Origin of the sequence: Streptomyces lycii, from assembly GCF_009735685.1 — a bacterium.
GTDB lineage: Bacteria > Actinomycetota > Actinomycetes > Streptomycetales > Streptomycetaceae > Streptomyces > Streptomyces lycii.
This window is the reverse complement of the sequence record NZ_WHPN01000238.1, coordinates 1-6,921: the sequence shown is the minus strand read 5'-3', so window position 1 is coordinate 6,921 and position 6,921 is coordinate 1. Positions and strand designations below refer to the sequence as shown.

6 protein-coding genes are annotated in these 6,921 nt (G+C 73.1%); all 6 read right to left on the bottom strand.

The window, feature by feature from the left end:
• Positions 1-287: 287 nt before the first annotated feature.
• The gene (gene scpB / locus GCU69_RS09745) at positions 288-914 is read right to left on the bottom strand and encodes an SMC-Scp complex subunit ScpB (protein ID WP_098751209.1); all 627 of its coding nucleotides are present in this window, start codon (positions 912-914) and stop codon (positions 288-290) included.
• Positions 915-1,033: 119 nt separating this feature from the next.
• Positions 1,034-2,023: a segregation and condensation protein A gene (locus GCU69_RS34705; RefSeq protein ID WP_156205694.1), complete on the bottom strand. Its 990-nt coding sequence runs from the start codon at positions 2,021-2,023 to the stop codon at positions 1,034-1,036.
• 632 nt (positions 2,024-2,655) lie between these two features.
• Entirely contained in the window at positions 2,656-3,135 is a 480-nt protein-coding gene (locus GCU69_RS09735; RefSeq protein WP_098751192.1) for a hypothetical protein, read from the bottom strand.
• Positions 3,132-4,238 carry a ParA family protein gene (locus GCU69_RS09730; protein ID WP_098751193.1) on the bottom strand — a complete coding sequence of 369 codons (1,107 nt, stop codon included), beginning with the start codon at positions 4,236-4,238 and terminating at the stop codon, positions 3,132-3,134. Before GCU69_RS09730 ends, GCU69_RS09735 begins: the two co-directional genes overlap by 4 nt.
• 379 nt (positions 4,239-4,617) lie before the next feature.
• Complete coding sequence (ald, locus tag GCU69_RS09725; RefSeq protein ID WP_098751211.1) at positions 4,618-5,733, bottom strand: alanine dehydrogenase; 1,116 nt, start codon at positions 5,731-5,733, stop codon at positions 4,618-4,620.
• A 167-nt stretch (positions 5,734-5,900) separates the two neighbouring features.
• Positions 5,901-6,921 (bottom strand): tetratricopeptide repeat protein (locus GCU69_RS09720; RefSeq protein ID WP_235978361.1); only part of this gene is annotated, 1,021 nt, incomplete at its 5' end.

The window sequence follows — 6,921 nt, the reverse complement described above, 5'->3', positions numbered from 1 at the left end:
GGTGCGGGACGTACGGTCCTGGTCGCGGCCGCCCTCGCGGGGCCGGCCCCGGTCGTCGTCCCGGCCCCGGCCGCGGTCCCTGTCACGGTCGCGGTCCCGGTCCCTGTCCCGCTCGCCGCCCCGGTCCGGGCCGCCGCCCACGTCGTAGCGGCGCTCCTCCGGGCGCGGGCGCCCCGCGCCCCGCCGGTCGTCGCGGCTCCCCCCCGACCTCGGCCGGGAGCCGCTCGCTCCCGTGCCCCGGCGGTCCTGCCGACCGGAGTCCCTGTTGTTCCTGCCGCTGCTTCGCATCAAAATTCCGTCTGCGTTCCTAGAGAGGGGCCGCTGCTGTCGTCTGTGTCCGGAGCGTCCGGATCGAACGACGGCACACCTTCCTGGGAGTCCGGCTCGACCACCTCCGCCTCGGGGAGGAAGGGCGCCAGCTCCGGGAGCTCGTCCAGGCCGCGCAGGCCCATCCGCTCCAGAAAGTAGTTCGTCGTCCTGTACAGGATCGCACCTGTTTCCGGTTCCGTGCCCGCCTCCTCCAGCAGACCCCGCTGGAGCAGGGTCCGCATCACGCCGTCGCAGTTCACACCGCGCACCGCGGAGACCCGGGAACGGCTGACCGGCTGCCGGTACGCGACCACGGCGAGGGTCTCCAGCGCGGCCTGCGTGAGCCGGGCCTGCTGGCCGTCCAGGACGAAGGACTCGACGGCGTCGGCGTACTCGGGGCGCGTGTAGAACCGCCAGCCGCCCGCCACCAGGCGCAGGTCGAAGCCCCGGCCCTGGGTCGTGTAGTCGTCGGACAGTTCGCGCAGGGCGTCGGCGACGGCACGGCGGGGGCGTTCCAGCACCTTCGCCAGGTGCTCGACGGTCGCAGGTTCGTCCACGACCATCAGCACGGCCTCCAGGGCGGGCTTCAGGTCCAGCTCCGCCACCGAGCCGCCCCCGGCGGGGGTGGCCGTTCCGGGTTCGGCCGGGGCGGGCGTCTCCTCCCACTCCGTGACCGCGGGATGCGGGCGCCCGGTCGTGCCGGGTGCCTCCTCGTGCACGTCGCTCAACGCTCCTCCTTCTGCCCGGCCCGCGCCTCGGTGGTCCCGGCCCCGTTCCGTGCCGCGGGCGTGGCCGCTGCCCGTGTGCCGGTCTCTCCCGGCCCCGCCCCGGGCGGCCCGGGCCGCTCCTGCCGCTCCTCGGGCCCCGGCCCGGCGGATTCCTGGTCGAACTCGTCGGTGACGAGCGGCCGGTCACCGTCCTCCTCGCCGCCGGTCCAGCGGACCACGAGCGTGCCCAGCGCCTCTTCCTGGTCCAGTACGACCACCCGCTCGCGGTACAGCTCCAGCAGCGCGAGGAAGCGGGCCACGATCGTGAGCGTGTCCTCGGCGTCCTCGGTCAGCTCCTGGAACGTGGTCCCGCTCCCGCCGGTCGCGCGCAGCCGGGACACCATGATCCCCGCCTGCTCGCGCACGCTGACCAGCGGAGCGTGGATGTGGTCGACGTACACCTGCGGTTTCGCCTTCGGCTGCATCGCCTTGACCGCGAGCTTCGCGAAACCCTCGGCGCCGATGCTGATCACCACGTCGGGCAGCAGCTCGGCGTGGTGCGGCTCCAGGCCCACGGTACGGGGATGCCGGCGGGCCTCGAACGCCAGCCGGTCGCTGAAGATGTCGGCGATGCGCTTGTACGCCCGGTACTGGAGGAGGCGGGCGAACAGCAGGTCCCGGGCCTCCAGGAGGGCGAGGTCGGCCTCGTCCTCGACCTCGGCGGCCGGGAGCAGCCGCGCCGCCTTGAGGTCGAGCAGCGTGGCGGCGACCACGAGGAACTCGGTGGTCTGGTCGAGGTCCCAGTCCGGGCCCATGGCGCGGATGTGCGCCATGAACTCGTCGGTGACCTTGGAGAGGGCCACCTCGGTGACGTCCAGCTTGTGCTTGGAGATCAGTTGCAGGAGCAGGTCGAAGGGGCCCTCGAAGTTGGCCAGCCGGACGGTGAACCGGCCGTCCCCGGGCGGGCCGTCTTCCGCGGCCCCGTCGCCGTCCGGGCCACCGTCCACCGCGGACCCGCCTCGCTCCGCGGATCCGTCACGTTCCGCGGGTCCGCCGTGCTCCGCGGACCCGCCACGCTCCGCGGACCCGCCACGCTCCGCGGTCCCGTCGCCGTCCGCCTGCGCGGGCCCGCCGACCGCCGCGGGGTCGCCGTCCGGCTCGGAACCGGCCTCCGGACCGGGACCGGGCTCCGGACCGTCGGCCGGAGCCGGCGGCACGGGGATGGCCGTGTCATCCGGGGCGGGCGGGGTCTCTCGCGTGAGCGGACGGCCGGGTGCCGCCGGTGCGGAGGCGGGGGCAGCCGCACTGCTCCCGGACCGCGGACCTTCCGGGGCGGGTGCGCTTCCCGCATCCCCTGCGTCGCCCGGCGGACGGGGAACGTCCCGGACGGGCGCGACCCGGCCCGGGACGGGCCCTGCCTCCGTGGGAACCGGCTCCGGGGGAACCAGCTCCGTGGGGGCGGACTCCGTGGGAACCGGCTCCGCAGAGGCGGGCGCCGACGGGGCCGGCTCCGGGGGAACGGGCGCCGCGGGAAGCGGCTTCGCGCCGGGGCCGCCGCCCAGCGGGCGGCGGCGGGGTGGGTCGTCGGGTGTGGGCATCGCGGTCCGTCGTGCTGGCGGTGGTCCGGGAAGGTTACCGCTCAGTGGCCGCGCAGGCGTCGTACGAGGATGCTCGCGTCGCCGCGGGATTCGAGGTCCGCGAGGACGACCGCGACGGCCTCGCGGACGATGCGGCCCCGGTCCACGGCCAGCCCGTGTTCGCCGCGCAGGACGAGGCGGGCGTGTTCCAGGTCCATCAACTCCTCGGCGGAGACATAGACCGTGATCTTCTCGTCGTGGCGTTCCCGGCCGCTGGGACGGCGGTTGGCCCCCCGTCCCCGGCGCCGGGCGGGCGCGGCGGCCTGCTGCTTGGCGGGGCGGGAGGCGGGCCGGTCCGGGGATTCCTCGCGGCCCCCGTGCTCCGCGGCACCGGAGGCGTCCGCGGCACGGGGTTTGTCGTCCTCCGTGGAGGAGGCCGGTGCGGGGACCCGGGCCTCTCCGTTGGCGGCGGGCGGGGTGGATGCCTGGAGTGCGGTGCCCCCGGTCGTACGGAACAGTTCGTCGGCGCCGGGAAGACTCACTCGGCGTGGCACCGGGCGAGCACCTCCCTGGCGAGCTGGCGGTACGCGGCGGCACCGACGGAGTTGGAGGCGTACGTCGTGATCGGCTCGCCCGCGACCGTGGTCTCGGGGAAGCGGACGGTGCGGCCGATGACCGTGTGGTAGACGTGGTCGTCGAACGCCTCGACCACCCGTGCCAGCACCTCGCGGCTGTGCACCGTGCGCGAGTCGTACATGGTGGCGAGGATGCCGTCCAGCTCCAGTTCGGGGTTGAGCCGCTCCTGGACCTTCTCGATGGTCTCCGTGAGCAGGGCCACACCGCGCAGCGCGAAGAACTCGCACTCCAGCGGCACGATGACCTTGTGCGCCGCGGTGAGGGCGTTGACCGTGAGCAGGCCGAGCGAGGGCTGGCAGTCGATGACGATGTAGTCGTAGTCCGCCAGCAGCGGCTTCAGGGCGCGCTGCAGCGTCGACTCCCGGGCGACCTCGCTGACCAGCTGGACCTCGGCCGCCGAGAGGTCGATGTTGCTGGGGAGCAGGTCCATGTTGGGGACCGCGGTCTTCAGGAGCACCTCGTCGGCCGCCAGTCCCCGCTCCATGAGCAGGTTGTAGACGGTGAGGTCCAGCTCCATCGGGTTGACGCCGAGGCCCACGGAGAGGGCGCCCTGCGGGTCGAAGTCGACCAGCAGCACCCGCCGTCCGTACTCCGCGAGCGCGGCGCCCAGGTTGATGGTCGAGGTGGTCTTGCCGACCCCGCCCTTCTGGTTGCACATCGCGATGACCTTGGCGGAGCCGTGCTCGGTGAGCGGGCCGGGGATGGGGAAGTAGGGCAGCGGCCGGCCCGTCGGACCGACGCGCTCGCGGCGCTGGCGCGCGGCGTCGGGCGCGAGGGTGGCCGCGTATTCGGGGTCGGGCTCGTATTCCGCGTCCGGGTCGTAGAAGTGACCCTCGGGCAGATCCTCGTAGTCGGCGAAACGGGCGGGCTCGCCGCCACCCTGGCCGCCGGCCGTGGCGTTCACGTGATGGCCGTCCATGCTCATGTTGGCTGTCGTGCTCTTTTGGGCTGCGAAGGTGTGGACAGCTACGGATCCGACAGCCTCGGGGCTCGGGCCCTGCGCAGCCATTCCTGGCCGGCCACCTCCGGGAGTAAATGTCGACTCATTCACAAGTCGTCTTACCTCCTTGGGAGTGACCAGGAAACTTTATCGATAGGTCAGCGTGACACCATGCCGACGGTTGGCGACTCTATGGCGTGTCGACCGTCCACAGCAACACAATCCACCGGACCCGGCGCTCTGTGTCGGGAAGAAAACACCCTGCTGTCAAGGGTGTACTGCCCGCCATACCGGTGATTTGCGGAGGCGCGAATCGGTCGAACGGTTACGTTCGAGGCGAGTTGACCGCTCAGCGTGACATGCCCGACACGCGTCCGGCCGGACCTCGTCCCTCAAGGTCCGGCCGGACACGTCGGGTTGACGGCGCGCGGATGTGTTCGAAAACGCGTCAGCCGAGAATCGCGTGCGCGTCGGCGGGCGTCATCCCGTGTGCCTCGGCGACGGGTCCGTAAACCACTTGCCCCTCATGGGTGTTGAGGCCCTTCGCCAGGGCGGCGTCCCGGCTCAGCGCCTCGCGCCAGCCCCGGTCGGCCAGTTCCAGGACGTACGGCAGGGTCGCGTTGGTCAGCGCGTGGGTGGAGGTGCTCGGGACCGCGCCGGGCATGTTGGCGACGCAGTAGAAGACCGAGTCGTGCACCCGGAACGTCGGCTCGGCGTGGGTGGTGGGCCGGGAGTCCTCGAAGCAGCCGCCCTGGTCGATGGCGATGTCGACAAGGACACTTCCGGGCTTCATCCGGGAGACGAGGTCGTTGGTGACCAGCTTCGGCGCCTTGGCGCCGGGGATGAGGACCGCGCCGACGACGAGGTCGGCGTCGAGGACGGCGCGCTCGAGTTCGTAGGCGTTGGAGGCGACGGTCTGCACCCGGGTACCGAAGAGCTTGTCGGCCTCCCGGAGCTTGTTCACGTCCTTGTCGAGCAGGGTGACGTGGAAGCCCATGCCGATGGCGATCCCGGCGGCGTTCCAGCCGGAGACGCCGCCGCCGATGACCACGGCGCGGCCGGCGCGGACCCCGGGGACGCCACCGGGCAGCACGCCGCGGCCGCCGGCCGAGCGCATCAGGTGGTAGGCGCCGACCTGGGGGGCGATCCGGCCCGCGACCTCCGACATCGGGGCGAGCAGCGGCAGTTTGCGGTCGGCCGTCTCCACGGTCTCGTACGCGATGCCGGTGGTGCCCGACTCCAGCAGCGCGTCGGTGCAGTCGCGGGACGCCGCGAGGTGCAGATAGGTGAAGAGGACCTGGCCCTTGCGGAGCCGGTGGTACTCCTCGGAGACCGGCTCCTTGACCTTGAGCAGCAGGTCGGCCCCGGCCCAGACCTCGTCCGCGGACGCGAGGCAGACGGCACCGGCCGCGGTGTACTCGGCGTCCGGGATGGCGGAGCCGAGACCGGCCCCCTGCTCGACGAACACCTGATGGCCGTGGCGGACGAGTTCGTGCACACCTGCCGGGGTGATCGCCACCCGGAACTCGTTGTTCTTGACCTCGCGGGGAATGCCGACCTTCACGTGGATCACGGTCCTTGGGATGGGGAGTTTTCCTGCAAGCCTGGATAAGCCGGTACATACAAGGATGCACCCGCATCGTCCGCGACCGGACCAGTCTAATGAAGGAGGTCTCGCTGTCCAGCCTTGCAAAGCTTGATTTTCTTCGCAGGCGGTGTTGGTTTCTTAGGTCACTGCTCCGCTTTGCCTCGCAGACGCCGCGCCGCGGCGCGCTGCGCGGCGGCGGCGTCGGCGTCTCCGAGCAGGTCAAACGTGCCGGCGAGCCGCGTCCGGATGCCGGATTCCAGGCTCCGGTCACCGGCGCGTCGGGCCGCGGCGGCGGCCGCCCGCAGATTCCGCAACGTCTCCCCACGGTCGCCGGTGTGCTCGTGGACCGTGGCCATCCGGCCGTACAGCCGGGCCTCCTCGGCCGCGTCGCCCCGGGCGAGCCGGAGTCCGAGCGCCCGCCCGTACCAGTCGGCGGCGCGCTCCCAGTCGCCCGACTCCTGGTAGACCCGGCCCAGGGACTCCAGCGACCGCGCGGTGAGGAACGGCTCCTCCGCCTCCCGGGCCGCGGCCAGCGCCGAGCGGTAACGCGCCAGCGCGTCCTCGGTACGGCCCGCCGCCGCGTCGAGATCCGCGAGGTTCAGGTGCGCCGCGGCCTGCTCGGGCACCAGCCCGCGGCGTTCGGCGACCTCCAGCGCCAGCTGGTGCAGCGGATACAGCTCGGCCGCCGACGCCTCCTCGCCCCGGTGTGCCATCACCGCCCTGGCCAGGGCCGACAGCAGCCGCCGCGCCTGGGTGTCGAGCCCGCCGTCGTCCACCGCGAGCCGCACCGCGGCGCGCAGCACCGGCAGCCGGGAGTCCAGCCATTCCCGCGCCGCCCGCCGCGAGCCGAACCTGAGCCCCCGGGGCAGCTCGGCGAGCCAGGCGCGGGCGGCCGGTTCGTCGCGTTCCGTCTCGGCCCGGCAGGCCCGCAGCTGCCGTACGGTCCGCTCCAGCATCCTGGCGCGGGCCAGCCCGGCCTCGGCGGGCTTCACCCGGGCCGCCAGGTCCTCGCGCAGCAGCGGCACCAGACAGCCGGGCAGGTCGTAGCGGGCCGGCGCGGGAGCGCCGCCGGGCACCGGGCGCAGCAGGCAGCGGCCGGCCAGCTCGTCGAGCAGTGACTGCGCCTCGGCGAGCGAGCAGCCCGCGAGGGAGGAGGCCGTCTGC